At 72.7% G+C, this 16,884-nt stretch carries 12 protein-coding genes; 6 read left to right on the forward strand and 6 right to left on the reverse strand.

Features of this window, described 5'->3' with window-relative positions; all coding sequences use genetic code 11:
- Nucleotides 1-193: 193 nt before the first annotated feature.
- Nucleotides 194-3,322, reverse strand: coding sequence for an isoleucine--tRNA ligase (gene ileS / locus AB0H53_RS23405; RefSeq protein ID WP_362116583.1), 3,129 nt, complete (start codon nucleotides 3,320-3,322; stop codon nucleotides 194-196).
- Between the two features lie 551 nt (nucleotides 3,323-3,873).
- On the opposite strand from ileS, the gene AB0H53_RS23410 reads away from it, so the two are divergent.
- The 5 genes from AB0H53_RS23410 to AB0H53_RS23430 all read left to right on the forward strand — a co-directional run bounded on the left by AB0H53_RS23410 (nucleotide 3,874) and on the right by AB0H53_RS23430 (nucleotide 9,827).
- Complete coding sequence (locus tag AB0H53_RS23410; RefSeq protein WP_362116586.1) at nucleotides 3,874-6,060, forward strand: TraR/DksA C4-type zinc finger protein; 2,187 nt, start codon at nucleotides 3,874-3,876, stop codon at nucleotides 6,058-6,060.
- 59 nt (nucleotides 6,061-6,119) lie between these two features.
- Nucleotides 6,120-6,680, forward strand: coding sequence for a signal peptidase II (lspA, locus tag AB0H53_RS23415; RefSeq protein ID WP_362116589.1), 561 nt, complete (start codon nucleotides 6,120-6,122; stop codon nucleotides 6,678-6,680).
- Between the two features lie 17 nt (nucleotides 6,681-6,697).
- Nucleotides 6,698-7,639, forward strand: coding sequence for an RluA family pseudouridine synthase (locus AB0H53_RS23420; RefSeq protein WP_362116591.1), 942 nt, complete (start codon nucleotides 6,698-6,700; stop codon nucleotides 7,637-7,639).
- Nucleotides 7,636-8,112, forward strand: coding sequence for a GNAT family N-acetyltransferase (locus AB0H53_RS23425; protein ID WP_362116594.1), 477 nt, complete (start codon nucleotides 7,636-7,638; stop codon nucleotides 8,110-8,112). The genes AB0H53_RS23420 and AB0H53_RS23425 overlap by 4 nt, the downstream gene beginning before the upstream one ends.
- Nucleotides 8,113-8,240: 128 nt before the next feature.
- Complete coding sequence (locus AB0H53_RS23430; protein WP_362116597.1) at nucleotides 8,241-9,827, forward strand: Na+/H+ antiporter; 1,587 nt, start codon at nucleotides 8,241-8,243, stop codon at nucleotides 9,825-9,827.
- A 258-nt stretch (nucleotides 9,828-10,085) separates the two neighbouring features.
- Here the strand turns inward: AB0H53_RS23430 and AB0H53_RS23435 are convergent, their stop codons facing one another.
- Entirely contained in the window at nucleotides 10,086-11,300 is a 1,215-nt protein-coding gene (locus AB0H53_RS23435; RefSeq protein ID WP_362116600.1) for a mechanosensitive ion channel domain-containing protein, read from the reverse strand.
- 22 nt (nucleotides 11,301-11,322) lie between these two features.
- Between AB0H53_RS23435 and AB0H53_RS23440 the strand changes: the two genes are divergently transcribed.
- The gene (locus AB0H53_RS23440; protein ID WP_362116603.1) at nucleotides 11,323-11,907 is read left to right on the forward strand and encodes a dienelactone hydrolase family protein; all 585 of its coding nucleotides are present in this window, start codon (nucleotides 11,323-11,325) and stop codon (nucleotides 11,905-11,907) included.
- 160 nt (nucleotides 11,908-12,067) lie between these two features.
- Here the strand turns inward: AB0H53_RS23440 and AB0H53_RS23445 are convergent, their stop codons facing one another.
- From AB0H53_RS23445 to AB0H53_RS23460, 4 genes are all read right to left on the reverse strand, one after another.
- On the reverse strand, nucleotides 12,068-13,696 hold the full coding sequence (locus AB0H53_RS23445; protein WP_362116606.1) for an alkaline phosphatase D family protein: 1,629 nt from the start codon (nucleotides 13,694-13,696) through the stop codon (nucleotides 12,068-12,070).
- Nucleotides 13,697-13,813: 117 nt separating this feature from the next.
- A complete protein-coding gene (locus AB0H53_RS23450; protein WP_362116608.1) occupies nucleotides 13,814-14,629 on the reverse strand; it encodes a DsbA family protein in 816 nt (271 codons plus the stop codon).
- Between the two features lie 48 nt (nucleotides 14,630-14,677).
- The gene (locus tag AB0H53_RS23455) at nucleotides 14,678-15,364 is read right to left on the reverse strand and encodes a hypothetical protein (RefSeq protein ID WP_362116611.1); all 687 of its coding nucleotides are present in this window, start codon (nucleotides 15,362-15,364) and stop codon (nucleotides 14,678-14,680) included.
- A 47-nt stretch (nucleotides 15,365-15,411) separates the two neighbouring features.
- Nucleotides 15,412-16,746: a DUF2252 domain-containing protein gene (locus AB0H53_RS23460; protein ID WP_362116614.1), complete on the reverse strand. Its 1,335-nt coding sequence runs from the start codon at nucleotides 16,744-16,746 to the stop codon at nucleotides 15,412-15,414.
- Between the last annotated feature and the right edge of the window lie 138 nt (nucleotides 16,747-16,884).

Here is a 16,884-nt window from a genome sequence, read left to right on the forward strand (position 1 = left end):
GGGCGGTTGGCGCCGGCCGCCGTTTGCGGGCGGCCGGCTGTGTTCCTGGGCGGGGCCCCCGCACTACCCGCCTGGCCCCCCGGCCCTTTTCCGTCCGCGCACGCCGGCCCGCGCCCGCGCCCCCGGTCACGGGCCGGCGCGACGGCGAGGGCCCGGCCACCCCCACGGGTGACCGGGCCCTCGCCTCGCCGGGTTACGCCTTGCGGAGACGGAACGCCAGCGACAGGGAATCGTCCGTGAACGGACCACCGAAGGCGTCGTCGGCCTCACCGGCCGCGAAGTCGGTCGCCAGGACCTCCTCGGCGATCAGCCGCTCGTGGTCCATGAGCGCCGAAGCGACCTCCGGGTCCGTGGACGTCCAGCGCAGCGCGATCCGGTCCGCCACGTCCAGGCCGCTGTTCTTGCGGGCCTCCTGGATGAGCCGGATCGCGTCACGGGCCAGGCCGGCACGGCGCAGCTCCGGGGTGATCTCCAGGTCCAGGGCGACCGTCGCCCCCGCGTCGGAGGCCACCGACCAGCCCTCGCGGGGCGTCTCGGTGATGATCACCTCGTCCGGGGCCAGGGTGATCGTCTCGCCGTTCACCTCCAGGGTCGCGCCGCCCTCGCGCAGGGCGAGGGACAGGGCGGCCGCGTCCGCCGCCGCCACGGCCCTGGCCACGTCCTGGACGCCCTTGCCGAAACGCTTGCCCAGGGCACGGAAGTTGGCCTTGGCCGTGGTGTCGACGAGCGAGCCGCCCACCTCGGAGAGGGACGCGAGGGAGCTGACGTTCAGCTCCTCCGTGATCTGCGCGTGCAGCTCCGGCGACAGGGCGTCGAAGCCCGCCGCCGCCACCAGCGCGCGGGAGAGCGGCTGCCGGGTCTTGACGCCGGACTCCGCGCGCGTGGCGCGGCCCAGCTCCACCAGGCGGCGCACCAGCGCCATCTGGGAGGAGAGGGCCGGGTCGATGGCGGACAGGTCCGCCTCCGGCCAGGTGGACAGGTGGACCGACTCCGGCGCGTCCGGGGTCACCGGGACGACCAGGTCCTGCCAGACCCGCTCCGTGATGAACGGGGTCAGCGGCGCCATCAGGCGCGTGACGGTCTCCACCACGTCGTGCAGGGTGCGCAGTGCCGCCCTGTCGCCCTGCCAGAAGCGGCGGCGGGAGCGGCGGACGTACCAGTTCGACAGGTCGTCGACGAACGCCGAGAGCAGCTTGCCGGCGCGCTGGGTGTCGTAGGCCTCCAGCGCCTGCGTCACCTGGTCCGTCAGCGCGTGCAGCTCGGAGAGCAGCCAGCGGTCGAGGACGGGACGGTCCGCCGGGGCCGGGTCCTCGGCCGACGGCGCCCAGCCCGCCGTACGGGCGTACAGCGCCTGGAAGGCGACCGTGTTCCAGTACGTCAGGAGGGTCTTGCGGACGACCTCCTGGATCGTGCCGTGGCCCACGCGGCGCGCCGCCCAGGGGGAGCCGCCCGCCGCCATGAACCAGCGCACGGCGTCCGCGCCGTGCTGGTCCATCAGCGGGATCGGCTGGAGGATGTTGCCCAGGTGCTTGGACATCTTCCGGCCGTCCTCGGCCAGGATGTGACCGAGGCAGACCACGTTCTCGTACGACGACTTGTCGAACACCAGCGTGCCGACGGCCATCAGCGTGTAGAACCAGCCGCGGGTCTGGTCGATGGCCTCGGAGATGAACTGCGCCGGGTAGCGCTTCTCGAAGAGGTCCTTGTTCTTGTACGGGTAGCCGTACTGCGCGAACGGCATCGAGCCGGAGTCGTACCAGGCGTCGATGACCTCCGGGACGCGGGTGGCCGTCTCCCGGCAGGTCGGGCAGGGGAAGGTCACGTCGTCGATGTACGGACGGTGCGGGTCCAGGGACGACTGGTCGGTGCCCGTCAGTTCGGACAGCTCGGCGAGCGAGCCGACGCAGGTGAGGTGGTCGTCCTCGCAGCGCCAGATCGGCAGGGGAGTGCCCCAGTAACGGTTGCGGGAGAGCGCCCAGTCGATGTTGTTGTTCAGCCAGTCGCCGAACCGGCCGTGCTTGACCGAGTCCGGGAACCAGTTGGTGTTCTCGTTCTCCGCGAGGAGGCGGTCCTTGACGGCGGTGGTGCGGATGTACCAGGACGGCTGCGCGTAGTACAGCAGCGCCGTGTGGCAGCGCCAGCAGTGCGGATAGCTGTGCTCGTACGGGATGTGCCGGAAGAGCAGGCCCCGGGCCTGGAGGTCGGCGGTGAGCGCCTCGTCGGCCTTCTTGAAGAACTGGCCGCCGACCAGGTCGAGGTCCTCCTCGAAGGTGCCGTCGGGGCGGACCGGGTTGACCACGGGCAGCCCGTACGCCCGGCAGACCTTGAGGTCGTCCTCACCGAAGGCGGGCGCCTGGTGGACCAGACCCGTGCCGTCCTCGGTCGTCACGTAGTCGGCGTTGACGACGAAGTGCGCGCCCTCGATGCCGACCAGCGAGAAGGGGCGCTGGTACGTCCAGCGTTCCATCTCGGCGCCGGTGAACGACTCGCCGGTGGCCTCCCAGCCCTCTCCGAGGGCCTTCTCCAGCAGCGGCTGGGCCACGACCAGCTTCTCGTGGCCGTCGGTGGCGACGACGTAGGTGACGTCGGGGTGGGCGGCCACCGCGGTGTTGGACACCAGCGTCCAGGGGGTGGTCGTCCAGACCAGGAGCGCCGCCTCGCCCGCGAGCGGGCCGGAGGTCAGCGGGAAGCGGACGAAGACCGACGGGTCGACGACCGTCTCGTACCCCTGCGCCAGCTCGTGGTCCGACAGGCCGGTGCCGCAGCGGGGGCACCAGGGGGCGACGCGGTGGTCCTGGACCAGCAGGCCCTTGTCGAAGATCTCCTTCAGGGACCACCACACGGACTGCACGTACTCGGGGTCCATGGTGCGGTAGGCGTCGTCCAGGTCGACCCAGTAGCCCATGCGGGTCGTCAGCTCGGCGAACGCGTCGGTGTGGCGGGTCACCGACTCCCGGCACTTCGCGTTGAACTCCGCGATGCCGTACGCCTCGATGTCCTTCTTGCCGGAGAAGCCGAGCTCCTTCTCGACGGCGAGCTCGACCGGCAGGCCGTGGCAGTCCCAGCCGGCCTTGCGGGCGACGTGGTAGCCGCGCATGGTGCGGAAGCGAGGGAAGACGTCCTTGAAGACGCGGGCCTCGATGTGGTGGGCGCCCGGCATGCCGTTGGCGGTGGGCGGGCCCTCGTAGAACACCCACTCCGGGCGGCCCTCGGACTGCTCGAGGCTCTTGGCGAAGACCTTGTGCTCGCGCCAGAAATCGAGCACGGCGTGCTCGAGGGCGGGCAGGTCGACCTGGGCGGGTACCGAGCGGTACTGCGTCATCGAATCCTCCGGCGGACAGTTTCTCGTTCCGTCGGAGGGACGAGAGCCTGTGCGCTCCCGCGGTACCACCCTCCTTGGCCCCGGGCGCCTCGTGAGCGTCCTGAGCCCCCTCATTCGGGTCGCGATGCCGGTTCTACTGGCCTTGCGGCGTTCTTCCGGCGGCTCCGGGGTGATGCTTCACATCGGGCACGCCCCCGGGCTCGCACCGTCCCCGGGTCGCTCATGGCTGCGTACGACGCTACTCGTCCCCATCCAAGCCTTTCGCTGCGCCCAGTGTAAGGGGCTGGAGGAGGGGCGGCCGACCGGTTTTCCGGGGTCCGCCGCGTGACCCGAATGGCCACATGGTGCCCAGGGGGCGGCAGGGGCGTCCAGGGGCCGGTCACCGGGCGGATTACCGGGCGGGGAGCTGGGCACAACGGAGGCAGGTTCGCCTTGCCGCGGACATGGAGCGACCGGAACCGGCGGCGTGCCCCGTTGCCGCGGGGCTGGAGTCGATTTATCGTCCCAGCACGATTCGCGAGCAAGATCACAATATGTGAAGGGGCCGCGGGATGGTGGCGAAGAAGACCGCCGTGCAGAGGACGGCGTCCGCGAGATCCACCGCCACGAACGCGGCGGCGAAGGACCCGACGGGGAAGAAGAGCGCTGTCGCGAAGAAGGCCGCCGCGAAGAGGACAGCCGGGGCCGGCGCGGGCGGGACAGCCGGGGCCGGCGCGGGCGGGACGGCCGCGGGCCGGCCCGCCGCCAAGGAGGCGCTGACCAAGCAGGCCGGGGGGCGGGCGAGCGGCGGCAGCACGGCCGCGAAGCGGGCGGGCGCCCGGGAGGTGGCCGCCCCGCCGCCCGCGCCGGCGGGCGGCGGGGCCCCGTCCGGGGCCAGGAGGACGACGGCCGGGAAGGGCCGGGCCGAGCGGGCGGGCGAGGCGGTTCCGGCCGCCGGGCGCGCGTCCGCCGGGAAGTCTCCGGCCACGAGGGCGTCGGCCCAGAAGACCCCGGCCGCGGAGGGACCCGCCACCGGGAAGGCCCGTGGCGCGGCGCCGGCGTCCGGGAGGACCGCGGCCGGGGGCACGCCGGCCAAGAAGGCCCAGGCCGAGAAGGCCCAGACCAAGAAGGCCCAGGCCGAGAAGGCCCAGGACAGGACGAGTGCCGCCGGGGAGGCCCCGGCCGGGAGGTCCGCGTCCGGGACGGCGGCCGGGAGCGGCCCCGCGGCCAAGGGGCCCTCCGGGAGGGCTCTGGCCGCGAAAGCCGCCGCCGAGGAGGCTCCGGCCGGGAAGACGGCCGCCAAGAGGGCCAGGACTGGGGAACCCGCTGCCGAGAAGGGCCCGGCCGAGAAGGGCCCGGCCAAGAAGGCGGTTTCCAAGAAGGCGGCTTCCAAGAAGGCGACCTCCGGGAAGTCGGTCGGCAAGGGGTCCGCTGCCGAGGAGGGCCGGGCCGGGAGGCCGGCGTCCAAGAGGGCCCCCGCCGAGGAGGCCGCGCCCGAGGAGGCCCGCGCCAGGAAGTCCACCGCCGGGAGGGCGTCCAAGAAGACCGCCCCCGTGGACACCCCGGCCGAGGAGGTACCGGTCCGGCAGGTGGCGGCCCGCAGGACCCGCGCCCAGAAGGCCGCCGGGGAGCAGCCACCCGCCGCTCGGGCCCCGGGCCGGAAGCCGGCTGCCAGGAGGGCCACGGCGAAGGAGCCGTCGGCCGCTGAGGAGTCGGGTGGCGGGAAGCGGGCCGGCGGGGAGGCCGGGAAGCCGGGTGTCAAGAGGGCCGCCGCCGGGAAGCCATCCGCCGGCGGACCGGTGGACCGGAAACCGCCCGGCGGGAAGGGCGCCGCCCGGAACTCGCCCACCGCGAAGAAGACCGCGGCCGAGGAGCCCTCCACCGGGGAGACCTCCGCCGGGGAGCCTTCCCCCGGGAAGGCGCCGGCCACAGGGCGGAAAGCGCGGCCGGTGAGGAAGGCGGCGGCTTCCAGGACGGCGGCCAGGAAGGCCGTGGCCGAGCACGCCGACGCCGGTGAACAGGTGGCGGCCGTGTCCGCCCGACGGTCCCGGTCGCCGGCCGGCGGCGCGGGTGTCGAGGCCGTGCCCCGGGAGGGTCCGGTGAAGGAGGCCGTGGAGTCGGGAACGAGTACACCGGCCAAGAAGGCGGCGGCGTCCAGGGGCGCGGCCAGGAAGGCCGTGGCCAGGACGGCCACGAAGCAGGCCGCATCCGCGGCCGAGGGGGCGGCCGAGGCCGCGGAGCAGACAGGAGCCAGGACGGTGGCAGCAAAGAAGATCGCGGACGTGACCACGGCGGCGGGCAGGGACGGCGCTGCGGCCGTATCGGCGGTGCCCCAGTCGCGTGGAATCGCCGAGGTGGCGCCCGATGAGCTCGCCGTACGGCCCGGGGAGGACCCCTGGACGTCGGAGGAGGTCGCCGAGGCACGCGCCGAGCTGGAGTCCGAGGTGGCCAGGCTGCAGGCCGAGATCACCGCCTCCGAGGAGGCGCTGTCCGGGCTGATGCGGGACTCCGGGGACGGAGCGGGCCACGACGAGGCGGACACCGGCACCAAGAACATCACCCGTGAGCACGAGATGGCGCTGGCCGCCAACGCCCGGGCCACCCTGGAGCAGTCCGAGCACGCGCTCCAGCGGCTCGACGCGGGGACGTACGGGCTGTGCGAGGTCTGCGGCGAGCCGATCGGCAAGGCCAGGATGCAGGCGTTTCCCCGGGCCACCCTGTGCGTGGAGGACAAGCAGAAACAGGAACGCCGAGGCTGATTCCGTACGCGTGTGCCGTACCCTCGTGCACAGTCAGGCACCTAGGTTGAGGGACTCACGTGGCAGAGGCGGAGCGCATCATCGGTACGCCGGATGTTGACGACGGGGCCGCGGCGCCCGCCGAGCGGCCCCGGGGGAAGCGCAAGATTCTCGTGCTGTTCACCGTGGCTCTGGTGGCGTACCTGCTGGACCTCGGCACCAAGATGCTCGTGGTGGCCAAGTTGGAGCACCACGAGCCGATCGAGGTCATCGGTGACCTGCTGACGTTCCGGGCGGTGCGCAACGCCGGCGCGGCGTTCGGCATCGGCGAGGCCTTCACCGCGATCTTCACGGTCATCGCCGCGGTGGTGATCGTGGTGATCGTGCGGCTGGCGCGCAAGCTGTACAGCCTGCCGTGGGCGATCGCGCTGGGGCTGCTGCTCGGTGGCGCGCTCGGCAACCTCACCGACCGGATCTTCCGCGCGCCGGGCGTCTTCGAGGGCGCGGTCGTGGACTTCATCGCGCCCGCGCACTTCGCCGTCTTCAACCTCGCGGACTCGGCGATCGTCTGCGGGGGGGTCCTGATCGTGATCCTCTCCTTCAAGGGGCTGGACCCCGACGGGACCGTCCACAAGGACTGACAAGGCATACTCGACGGGTGAGCACGATTCCCGAGATCCGAACGCTGCCCGTTCCCGATGGCCTGGAAGGCGAGCGCGTCGACGCCGCCATCGCCCGTATGTTCGGGTTTTCCCGCACCAAGGCGGCCGAGCTGGCCGCTGCCGGGAAGGTGCTCGTCGACGGCGCCGTCGTCGGCAAATCCGAGCGAGTCAGCGGTGGCGCGTGGCTCGAGGTCGAGATGCCCGGGGCGCCCGCGCCCGTGCGGATCGTCGCCGAGCCGGTCGAGGGCATGGAGATCGTGCACGACGACGACGACATCGTCGTGATCGTGAAGCCGGTCGGCGTGGCCGCGCACCCGAGCCCCGGGTGGACCGGGACGACCGTGATCGGCGGCCTGGCCGCGGCCGGGTACCGCGTCTCCACCTCCGGCGCCGCCGAGCGGCAGGGCATCGTCCACCGCCTCGACGTGGGCACCTCGGGGCTGATGGTCGTCGCCAAGTCCGAGCGGGCGTACACGCTGCTCAAGCAGCAGTTCCGTGAGCGCACGGTCGACAAGCGCTACCACGCGCTGGTCCAGGGCCACCCCGACCCGCTGAGCGGGACGATCGACGCGCCGATCGGGCGGCACCCCAACCACGACTACAAGTGGGCCGTGACGGCGGACGGCAAGCCGTCGGTGACGCACTACGACCTGATCGAGGCGTACCGCGCGGCCTCCCTGCTGGACATCAAGTTGGAGACCGGCCGCACCCACCAGATCCGGGTGCACATGTCGGCCCACCGCCACCCGTGCGTCGGCGACCTGACCTACGGGGCCGACCCCACCATGGCCAAGCGGCTCGGCCTGGCCCGGCAGTGGCTGCACGCCGTGCGGCTCGGTTTCGAGCATCCGTCGGACGGCCAGTGGGTCGAGTTCGCCAGCACCTACCCGGCCGACCTGCAGAACGCGCTGGACAGGATCGCCGCGGAGAGCGCGTGACGGACTTCACCGAGTTCGTCGTACGCGAGGCCGTGACCGAGGCCGACCGGCGGGCGGCCTTCGCGGTCCGCCGTGAGGTGTTCGTCGTCGAACAGGGCGTACCGGCGGAGCTGGAGTACGACGCCCACGACAGCACCGCCGTGCATGTGTTGGCGGTCCGCCGCGGCGACGGGACCGCCCTGGGTACGGGCCGGCTGCTGTACGGGGCGGACGCGGCCGGCCGGACGGGCGGCGACGAGGGCGTCGGCTCGCTCGGGCGGCTCGCCGTGACCGAGGCGGCGCGGGGCCTGGGGGCCGGTGCGGCGCTGGTGCGGGCGATCGAGGACGCTGCCCGTGCCCGCGGCCTGACGGCGGTGGACCTGCACGCGCAGACCCGGGTGGTGGGGTTCTACGAGCGGCTGGGGTACGCGGCGTACGGCGCGGAGTTCCACGACGCGGGGATCCCGCACCTCGCGATGCGGCGCAGCCTGTAGAGCATCCCGACATCCCGGGCATATGACCCCTTCCAGGCGGTGGCAGGCGTATTGACCCGGTTCGGCGGTAACGCGTGGCAGGGTTGAGGCGCTGACCGTCGGGGCCCGAGGGGCCGGAAGGACGCACCGTGGATCAATTGGCTCTGCTGCTCGCGCTGTTGCTCGGGGCGGTGCTGACCGTACCCCTGGGGGAGCGGCTGCGGCTGCCCGCGCCGGTGCTGATGACGCTCGCCGGCATCGTACTGGCGCTGCTGCCCTTCGTGCCGAACGTCGAGATCCCACCCGACTACATCCTCCCGCTGGTGCTGCCGCCGCTGCTGTACGCGGCGGTCCAGCGCACTTCCTGGCGCCAGTTCGCCGCCAACAAGCGGCCCATCTTCCTGCTCGCCGTGGCCCTGGTCTTCGTGACCACCGCTGCTGTCGCGGCCGTCGCCAGCGCCGTGGTCCCCGGTCTGCCGATCGCCGCCGCGGTGGTGCTGGGCGCGCTCGTCGCCCCGCCGGACCCGGTCGCCGCGACCGCCGTGGCCGGCTCGCTGGGGCTGCCGCGCCGCCTGGTGTCGATCCTGGAGGGTGAGGGGCTGTTCAACGACGTGACCGCGATCGTGCTCTACCACGTGGCGGTCGGGGCGGTGGTCGGCGGTACCTTCTCCTGGCCGGGGGCGGCCGGTGAACTGGTGCTCTCCGCCGTGGTCGCCATCGCCGTCGGAGTGGCGCTCGGCTGGCTCACCAACAAGCTGATGGGCGTGGTCGGCGAAGCCACGCTGCAGACCGGCCTCACCCTGCTGGTGCCCTTCGTGAGTTACGTGCTCGCCGAGGAACTGCACGGCTCCGGGGTGCTCGCGGTCCTGGTCACCGCCCTCTACCTGGCCGAACACGCCGCGGACGCCGACGACGTGATGGGCCGGCTGGCCGGCCGTACCTTCTGGGAGATCGTCGACACCCTCGTCACCGGCATCGCCTTCGGTCTCATCGGCCTGGAACTGCACAACGTCTTCGGCACGGCCGACGGGCGCGAACTGCGGATGCTCGGCTGGGGCGCGTGCGTCGTCGCCTGCGTCGTGGGCGTACGGCTGCTGTGGCTGCTGCCCGCCACCTGGCTGGCCAAGCGGCTGCACACGCGGCGGGACGTCAGCGAGGAGATCCCCATGAGCTGGCGGGAGACCGTCGTCATGTGGTGGTCCGGGATGCGCGGGGTGGCGTCCGTCGCCCTGGCCCTCGCCATTCCGCTGCACACGGACGACGGGGCGCCCTTCCCGCTCCGTGACGAGATCGTCTTCATCGCCTTCTGCGTGATCATGGCCACCCTGGTCGTCCAGGGCCTCACCCTGCCCTGGCTGGTCCGCAGGCTGGGCGTGCGCGCCGACACGGACGCCGAACGCGACCTGGAGCGGGGTCTGGCCCTGCGCGCCGCCAAGGCCGCGAAGCGGCGCCTGAAGGAGATCCAGGAGGTCGAGGAACTGCCGGAGGAGCTCCAGGAACGGCTCCACCGGGTGGCGTACGACGTGGGGGCGAGGATCAGCCCGGACATGGTGGACGAGGAGCGGCGCTCGGCGTTCATGAAGCGCACGGAGCGGTTCAGGACGATCCAGCGCATTCAGCGCGAGCTGCTGTCGGCCGCCCGTCACGAGGTCCTGGCCGCCCGCAGCGAACCGGGCGCCGACCCGGAGATCGTCGACCGGGTCCTGCGCCAGCTGGACGTCCACAGCCTGAGGTGACCCCGCGGCGGGGTGCGCCGTGCCGTGCGGCTGCCGGCGAGCGTGCCGGGGGCCGTGCCGCCCGCCCCGTGGCGCGGTACCCAACCCGGCCCGCTCGGGCCGGCCGGCCCCGCTCGGCCGCGACCGGGCCCGGAGGGCACAGCCGGGCGCCCGGGGCCCGGGGGCGGTGCCGCCGCTCGGGCGTGCGGGCGCCCGTGGCTCACCCGGAGCCACGGGCGCGTCAGGGGCCTGCCGGGACGGCGCACCCGGCCCGCGGGATCAGCCGCGGCCGGTGCGGACGCCGTCCTTGTCCAGGCGGTGGTGGCCGTCGAGCCGTCCGGCCCCCGGGCGCCGCTCGTCCTCCAGGGGGTAGCCGTCCGCGTTGTTGCTGTGGATCTCGGCGGCCCGGGGCGGGCGGCCGTCCGCCTTGCCGAGCTCGGGCCACTGACCGTCCGCCGGCAGCGAGGCCGCCGTCGTGGCGATGCGCGGCAGGGCGTAGGGGTGCTTCTCGACCAGCCAGGCGATCATCTGCTCGCGCACGGCGCACCGCACCGTCCAGACGTCGTCCGCGTCCTTGGCCGTGACCACCGCCCGGACCTGCATCGTGCTGGGCGTGGTGTCGGTCACCGCGAGGGACCAGTCGCGCCCGTCCCAGGCCGGGCACGCGCGCAGGATGTCCTGGATCTTCTCGCGCATCAGGCTGACCGGCGCCGAGTGGTCCAGGTGGAAGAAGACCGTGCCCGTCATCTGGGCACCGCCGCGCGACCAGTTCTCGAACGGCTTGCTGGTGAAGTACGACACCGGCATGGTGATCCGGCGCTCGTCCCAGGTCCGTACGGCCAGGAAGGTCAGCGTGACCTCCTCCACCACGCCCCACTCGCCGTCCACCACCACGGTGTCCCCTATGCGCACCATGTCGCCGAAGGCGATCTGGAAGCCGGCGAAGATGTTGCCGAGGGTGGACTGCGCGGCGACACCGGCGACGATGCCGATGATGCCGGCGGAGGCCAGCATCGACGTGCCGATGGTCCGGAAGTCGGGGAAGGTCAGCAGCATGGCCGCGACCGCGACCACCCCGACCACCGCGGTGACGATCCGCATGATCAGCGTGACCTGGGTGCGCACCCGGCGGACCCGGGCCGCGTCGCGCGATCCGGAGGCGTAGCGGGCGTAGCTCGACTCCACTATGGCCGCGGCGATCCGCACGACGAGCCAGGCGCTCGCCCCGATCAGCACCAGGCTCAGCACCTGGCCGATGGCGGCTTTGTGATCGTCGATGATCTTCCAGCCCGCCTGGCGGTACGAGCCGCGCAGCGCGGCGGTCAGCAGGACCACCTGGAGGGGCAGCCGGCAACGGCGCAGCAGCCCCCACAGCGGGGTGTCGTGATGCCGGGCATCGGCTCGGCGCAGCAGCAGGTCGGCGAGGTAGCCGGCCAGCAGGGTGACCACGACCGAGCCACCGACGACGGTCAAGGGGCGCAGTACGTTCTCCATGGCTCCGAAGCTAACTGGCAGGATGGGCCGAATGAACATCATGCTCTTTCACTCGGTCTACGGTCCGGGCCCGGCCGTGGACGCAGCGGCTGAGCGGCTGCGTGCCGCCGGGCACCACGTGCGCGTGCCCGACCTCTTCGACGGGCAAACCGCCGGCACGGTCGAGGAGGGCATGGCGCTCAAGGACCGCATCGGCAAGGAAGAGCTGCTCAGGCGGGCCGTCCTGGCCGCCGCCCCGTACTCGGAGCAGGGGCTCGTGTACGCGGGGTTCTCGCTGGGCGCGTCCATCGCGCAGACCCTCGCGCTGGGCGACGAGAAGGCGCGCGGACTGCTGCTGCTGCACGGCACCTCCGACCTCGCGGAGAACGCGTCGGTGGACGAGCTGCCCGTACAACTGCACATCGCCGACCCCGACCCGTTCGAGCCGCACGACTGGCTGAACGCCTGGTACCTGGGGATGCGGCGGGCCGGGGCGGACGTCGAGGTCCACCGCTATCCGGGCGCCGGGCACCTGTACACCGATCCGGGCCTGCCGGACTACGACGAGGACGCCGCCGAACGGACCTGGCGGACGGCGCTGGCCTTCCTGGAGGGCCTGCGGGGATGACGCCCCCGGCGCGTGCCGGGCTCGGGGGCCTCCGTGTCCGACACGCGCCGCGCCCGGGTGGTGCGTCCGGGTGTCCGCCCGCGACGCACCACCCGCCGCGGTCCCGCTCCGGTGCGCCGGCACGGGCCGGATTGGCTGGAAAAGGTCCCTTGCCGTCGCGTCAGCGCACCGGCGCGTGGACCCGCTCGACCCGCTGCGTGCCGCTCGCCGTCCGGTAGGACCGGGCCCAAGCGGACGAGGCGTCCGGGTCCGTCCGGTCGGACACGGTGTAGTAGTCCATCTGTGAGTGCTCGGCCGTGACGTCGAGGACTCCGTAGCCGTGGTGGTCCATGTCCAGCCACTTCACATGGCGGTTGGCGGCCTTGATGGCGGTGCTCGCCACCACCGAGAGCGTGCCCGGCGCGACCCGCAGCAGGTCGTCCAGGTTGTCGGAGGTCACCGAGGTCACCACGAACTCCGTGGCGGCCGAGGGCGACTTGGGGTAGGTCGCCGCCCGCACCGGGACGTCGTTGGCCCAGGCCATGTGGATGTCGCCGGTGAGGAAGACGGTGTTGCGGATGCCCCGGTCGGTCAGGTGGGCCAGCAGTTCGCGGCGGTCGTCCGTGTAGCCGTCCCACTGGTCCACGTTGACGGCGAGACCGCCCTTGGGCAGGCCCAGCAACTCGGTCACCGGCCCCAGCAGGTGGGCGGGCAGCGAACCGAAGGCGACCGGTGAGATCATCACCGAGGTGCCGACCAGCTTCCAGGCCGCGTCGGAGGAGGCGAGCCCCGCCTTGAGCCAGTCGAGCTGAGCCCGGCCGGTGAGCGTGCGGTCCGGGTCGTCGACCTGGCCGCTGCCCACCGAGGCCTGCTGCGAGCGGAACGACCGCAGGTCCAGCAGGTGCAGGTCGGCCAGCTTGCCGAAGCGCAGCCGGCGGTAGACGGTGCCCTCGGTGGAGGCGCGCACCGGCATCCACTCGAAGTACGCCCGCTTGGCCGCGGCGACCCGGGCCGCCCAGTCGCCCTCGGCGCCCGGCGTGTGGTTCTCGGCGCCGCCCGACCAGGTGTCGTTGGCGATCTCGTGGTCGTCCCAGACCGCGATCACCGGATGCGCGGCGTGCAGCGCCCGCAGGTCGGGGTCCGTCTTGTAGGTGGCGTGCCGCAGCCGGTAGTCGGCGAGCGTGACGATCTCGTGCCGGGGCTCGTGCGGGCGCACGACACGGTCCGGTGCGGGATAACGGCCGGACTCGTACTCGTATATGTAGTCCCCCAGGTGCAGGACGGCGTCCAGGTCGGCGCGGGCGGCGAGATGGCGGTACGCGGCGAAGTGGCCCGCCTCCCAGTTGGCGCAGGAGACCACCCCGAAGCGGACACCGGGCGTGGCGGCGTCGGGGGCCGGGGTGGTGCGGGTGCGCCCGACGGGCGAGAGGACGGTCCCGGCGGTGAAGCGGAAGTAGTAGTCGGTCGCCTGGCGCAGGCCCCTCACATCCACCTTGACGGTGTGGTCGGAGGCGGCCGTGGCGACGACCGAGCCCCCGGCCACGGTTCGGGTGAAGGCCCGGTCCTCGGCGACCTCCCATCTCACCTCCGTGTCGGGGCCCTTGCCCGATCCGGGCAGGGCGTCCGGAGCGGGCGTGACGCGCGTCCACAGCAGCACCCCGTCCGGCAGCGGGTCGCCGGAGGCGACACCGTGGAGGAAGACGGCGGTCCTGACGTCCGCGGCGGCGGACGGGGCGGAGGCGAGGACGGGAGCGGCGACGGCGGTGGCGGCGGCGGCCTTGACGACCGCGCGGCGGCTGGGAGCGGGCATGCTCACAGCGGAAAGGTTTCGACTGGTCACGGCCGATCAGACTACTGACCGGCCGAACAGGTGGGCGGGCGAACTCCGCAGAGTTCGCCCGCCCGTTGGCCGAAAGCCGTGTCCTGCTTACCCCTTGAGCGCCTTGTCGATCGCGGTGGTGAAGTCGGCCGACGTCATGGGGGCGTTCTTGCCGCCCTGGTCGGTGACGAACTTGCCGTCCATCTTCAGCGACGGCGTGCCCTTGACCCCGCTCTTGTCGAAGGTCTCGGACATCTTCAGCGCCCACGCGTCGAAGGTGCCGTCCTCGACGTTCTTCTTGAACTGCGCGTTGCCCTTCAGCGCCGGGACGGTCTTCGCGATGTCCAGGAGGTAGGAGTCCTTGGCGAACTTGTCGTCCGTCTCCTCCGGGTGGAACTGCGCGGAGTAGAGCGCCGCCTTGAAGTCCAGGAACGCCTCGGGGCTGATGTCGAGCGCGGCACCCAGCGCGGAGAGCGCGTTCTTGGAGCCCTCGCCGGGGACGCCGTTGTCGATGAAGGTCGCGCCGACGTAGCGGATCCTGTACTTGCCGGCTTCGACGTCCTTGTCGATGGTCTGGCCCACCTGCTGCTCGAAGGTGGCGCAGATCGGGCAGCGGGAGTCCTCGTACAGCTCCAGCGTCTTCTTCGCGGTCGGCTTGCCGATCACGACGGTGGTGCCGTTCTCGCCCGAGGTGTTCTTGGGCGCGGTGACCTTGTCCTGCTCCTTCGCCGCCTCCCAGGCGGACGGCTTGTTCGCCTGCATCACGGCGTAGGCGATACCGCCGGCCAGCGCCAGGACGGCGACGGCCGAGACCCCGACGGTGACCTGCCGGCGGACCTTGTCCTTCTTGGCCTGGCGCTCGCGCTCCTGGCGCAGCCGCTCGCGGGCCGCCGACTTGTTGGCCTGGCTGTTGCGTGCACTCATGATGGTGATGTCTTCCGTGTCAGTGGTGTGGGGTGGGGACTGCTCCGCTCAGGCGGTCAGAGCCCGGCGGGGCGGTCCGCGCCGCCCCACGCAGTGCACGAGGAGCCGGGTGCGGGAGCCGCGCGGCCGGCTCACGGGGCGCGGGGCCCGCCGGACGGCTTCGCGTCCGGCCGTGCCCACCGCGGCGACCGCGAGCAGCAGCGGGCGGAAGGCGAGGGCGGCCACCGCCCGCAGCAGCCCGGCGAGCGCGCTCTCGCCGCGCCGCAGCCAGGCTGCGGCGAGCAGCCCGACCGAGACGTGCGCGGCGAGCAGCAGCCAGGGCAGCGCGGGGGTGGGGGAGTGCAGCATGGCGGCGGCACCGCCCGCCGGGGCGACCACCCCGGGCAGCGGGGTGCCCACGTCGCCGCCGCACAGCACATCGACGCCGACGGCCCGCAGGGAACCCGCCACCGGGCCGCCCAGCGCTCCGTAACACGTGTGCTGACCGGTGGTGAACACGGTGTCGGCGGCCAGTTCCAGCGGGACGAGCAGCCCGGCGATGCGCCAGTAGCCGCGCTCCCGGCCGGCCAGCGCGTAGGCGGCGGCGAACACGCCGACCGAGACGGCGGCGAGGCTCACCAGCGGCAGCGGGACTCCGGACAGCAGCACGTGGGAGGCGGCCGACAGCGTCACGACCAGTGCCGTGAAGAGCGCCGCCCGCAGCCCCCTGAGCCGAGTCCCGGATATCTCGTCCATCGCCGAGAGTGTGCCACGCCCGCCCCGTGAACGGTGGGCCAGGAGCGCTACAGGCCCGGAATGCGGCCGTTGCGGAACAGGTCGACGAAGATCTGGTGGTCCGCACGGGCCCGCGCCCCGTAGCGGTGGGCGAACTCCACCAGCAGGTCCGCGAAGCCCTCCTCGTCCGCCGCGATCGCCGCGTCGATGGCCCGCTCGGTGGAGAACGGCACCAGGGAGTGCCCGCTCTCGGCGTCCGCCGCCGCGTGCATGGTGGCCGTCGCCCGCCCCAGGTCGGCGACGGTCGCCGCGATCTCCGCCGGGTCGTCGATGTCGGACCAGTCCAGGTCCACCGCGTACGGGGAGACCTCGGCCACCAGCTGGCCCGCCCCGTCCAGCTCCGTCCAGCCCAGCCACGGGTCGGCGTGCGCCTGGAGGGCCCGCTGCGAGATGACCGTGCGGTGCCCCTCGTGCTGGAAGTACTCGCGCACCGCGGCGTCCGTGACATGGCGGGAGACCGCCGGCGTCTGGGCCTGCTTCATGTAGATGACGACGTCGTTCTCCAGGGCGTCGCTGTTGCCCTCCAGGAGGATGTTGTACGAGGGCAGCCCGGCCGACCCGATGCCGATGCCGCGCCGGCCGACCACGTCCTTCACCCGGTAGGAGTGGGGCCGGGTCAGACTGGACTCCGGCAGCGTCTCCAGGTATCCGTCGAAGGCCGCCAGGACCTTGTACCGAGTGGCCGCGTCCAGCTCCGTCGCTCCGCCGCCGGGCGAGAACCGGCGCTCGAAGTCGCGGATCTCGGTCATCGACTCCAGCAGCCCGAACCGGGTCAGCGAGCGGGCGACGCGCAGCGCGTCGAGCAGCGGGCCGTCGGCGGTGTCCAGGGTGAACGGCGGCAGGTCCGCCGGCCCGCCTCCCGTGGTGCCCACCGCCAGCGCGTGGACGCGCTCGCGGTAGGCGGCGGCGTAGATCCGCACGAGGTCGGTGATCTGCCCGTCACTGAGTGCCTTGGTGTAGCCGATCAGCGCCAGCGAGGCGGACAGCCGCTTCAGGTCCCAGGTGAAGGGGCCGACGTACGCCTCGTCGAAGTCGTTGACGTTGAAGATCAGCCGGCCGGTGGCGTCCATGTACGTGCCGAAGTTCTCGGCGTGCAGGTCACCGTGGATCCACACCCGGCCGGTCCGCTCGTCCAGGTAGGGGCCCCTCTCCGGCTCACCGTCGAGGTCGGCGTAGAAGAGGCAGGCCGTCCCCCGGTAGAAGGCGAACGCCGAGGCGGCCATCTTCCGGAACTTCACCCGGAACGCCGCCGGGTCGGCGGCGAGGAGCTCGCCGAAGGCGGTGCCGAAGACGGCGAGGATCTGCTCACCGCGCTCCTCGGCGGTGGGCTGCGGGACCGACATCGCGGGGTGCCTCCTGGTACGGCTGTGCCTGGGTTCGTACATGACAAAAGGGACGGGACGTCCGCCTCCTTCAACGCACGACCGTACCGACGAGTGCCCCGCGCCCCGCCCCCGGCTGTCAGCGCGGAGACGTAGACT

The organism is Streptomyces sp. NPDC050856 (assembly GCF_040653855.1).
Classification (GTDB): domain Bacteria; phylum Actinomycetota; class Actinomycetes; order Streptomycetales; family Streptomycetaceae; genus Streptomyces.

Excerpts from the sequence above, each read along its gene's own strand:
- ileS (WP_362116583.1), bottom strand. The coding sequence starts at position 3,322 with ATGACGCAGTACCGCTCGGTACCCGCCCAGGTCGACCTGCCCGCCCTC.
- AB0H53_RS23410 (WP_362116586.1), top strand. The coding sequence starts at position 3,874 with ATGGTGGCGAAGAAGACCGCCGTGCAGAGGACGGCGTCCGCGAGATCC.
- AB0H53_RS23435 (WP_362116600.1), bottom strand. The coding sequence starts at position 11,300 with ATGGAGAACGTACTGCGCCCCTTGACCGTCGTCGGTGGCTCGGTCGTG.
- AB0H53_RS23440 (WP_362116603.1), top strand. The coding sequence starts at position 11,323 with ATGGGCCGAATGAACATCATGCTCTTTCACTCGGTCTACGGTCCGGGC.
- AB0H53_RS23445 (WP_362116606.1), bottom strand. The coding sequence starts at position 13,696 with ATGCCCGCTCCCAGCCGCCGCGCGGTCGTCAAGGCCGCCGCCGCCACC.
- AB0H53_RS23450 (WP_362116608.1), bottom strand. The coding sequence starts at position 14,629 with ATGAGTGCACGCAACAGCCAGGCCAACAAGTCGGCGGCCCGCGAGCGG.
- AB0H53_RS23455 (WP_362116611.1), bottom strand. The coding sequence starts at position 15,364 with ATGGACGAGATATCCGGGACTCGGCTCAGGGGGCTGCGGGCGGCGCTC.
- AB0H53_RS23460 (WP_362116614.1), bottom strand. The coding sequence starts at position 16,746 with ATGTCGGTCCCGCAGCCCACCGCCGAGGAGCGCGGTGAGCAGATCCTC.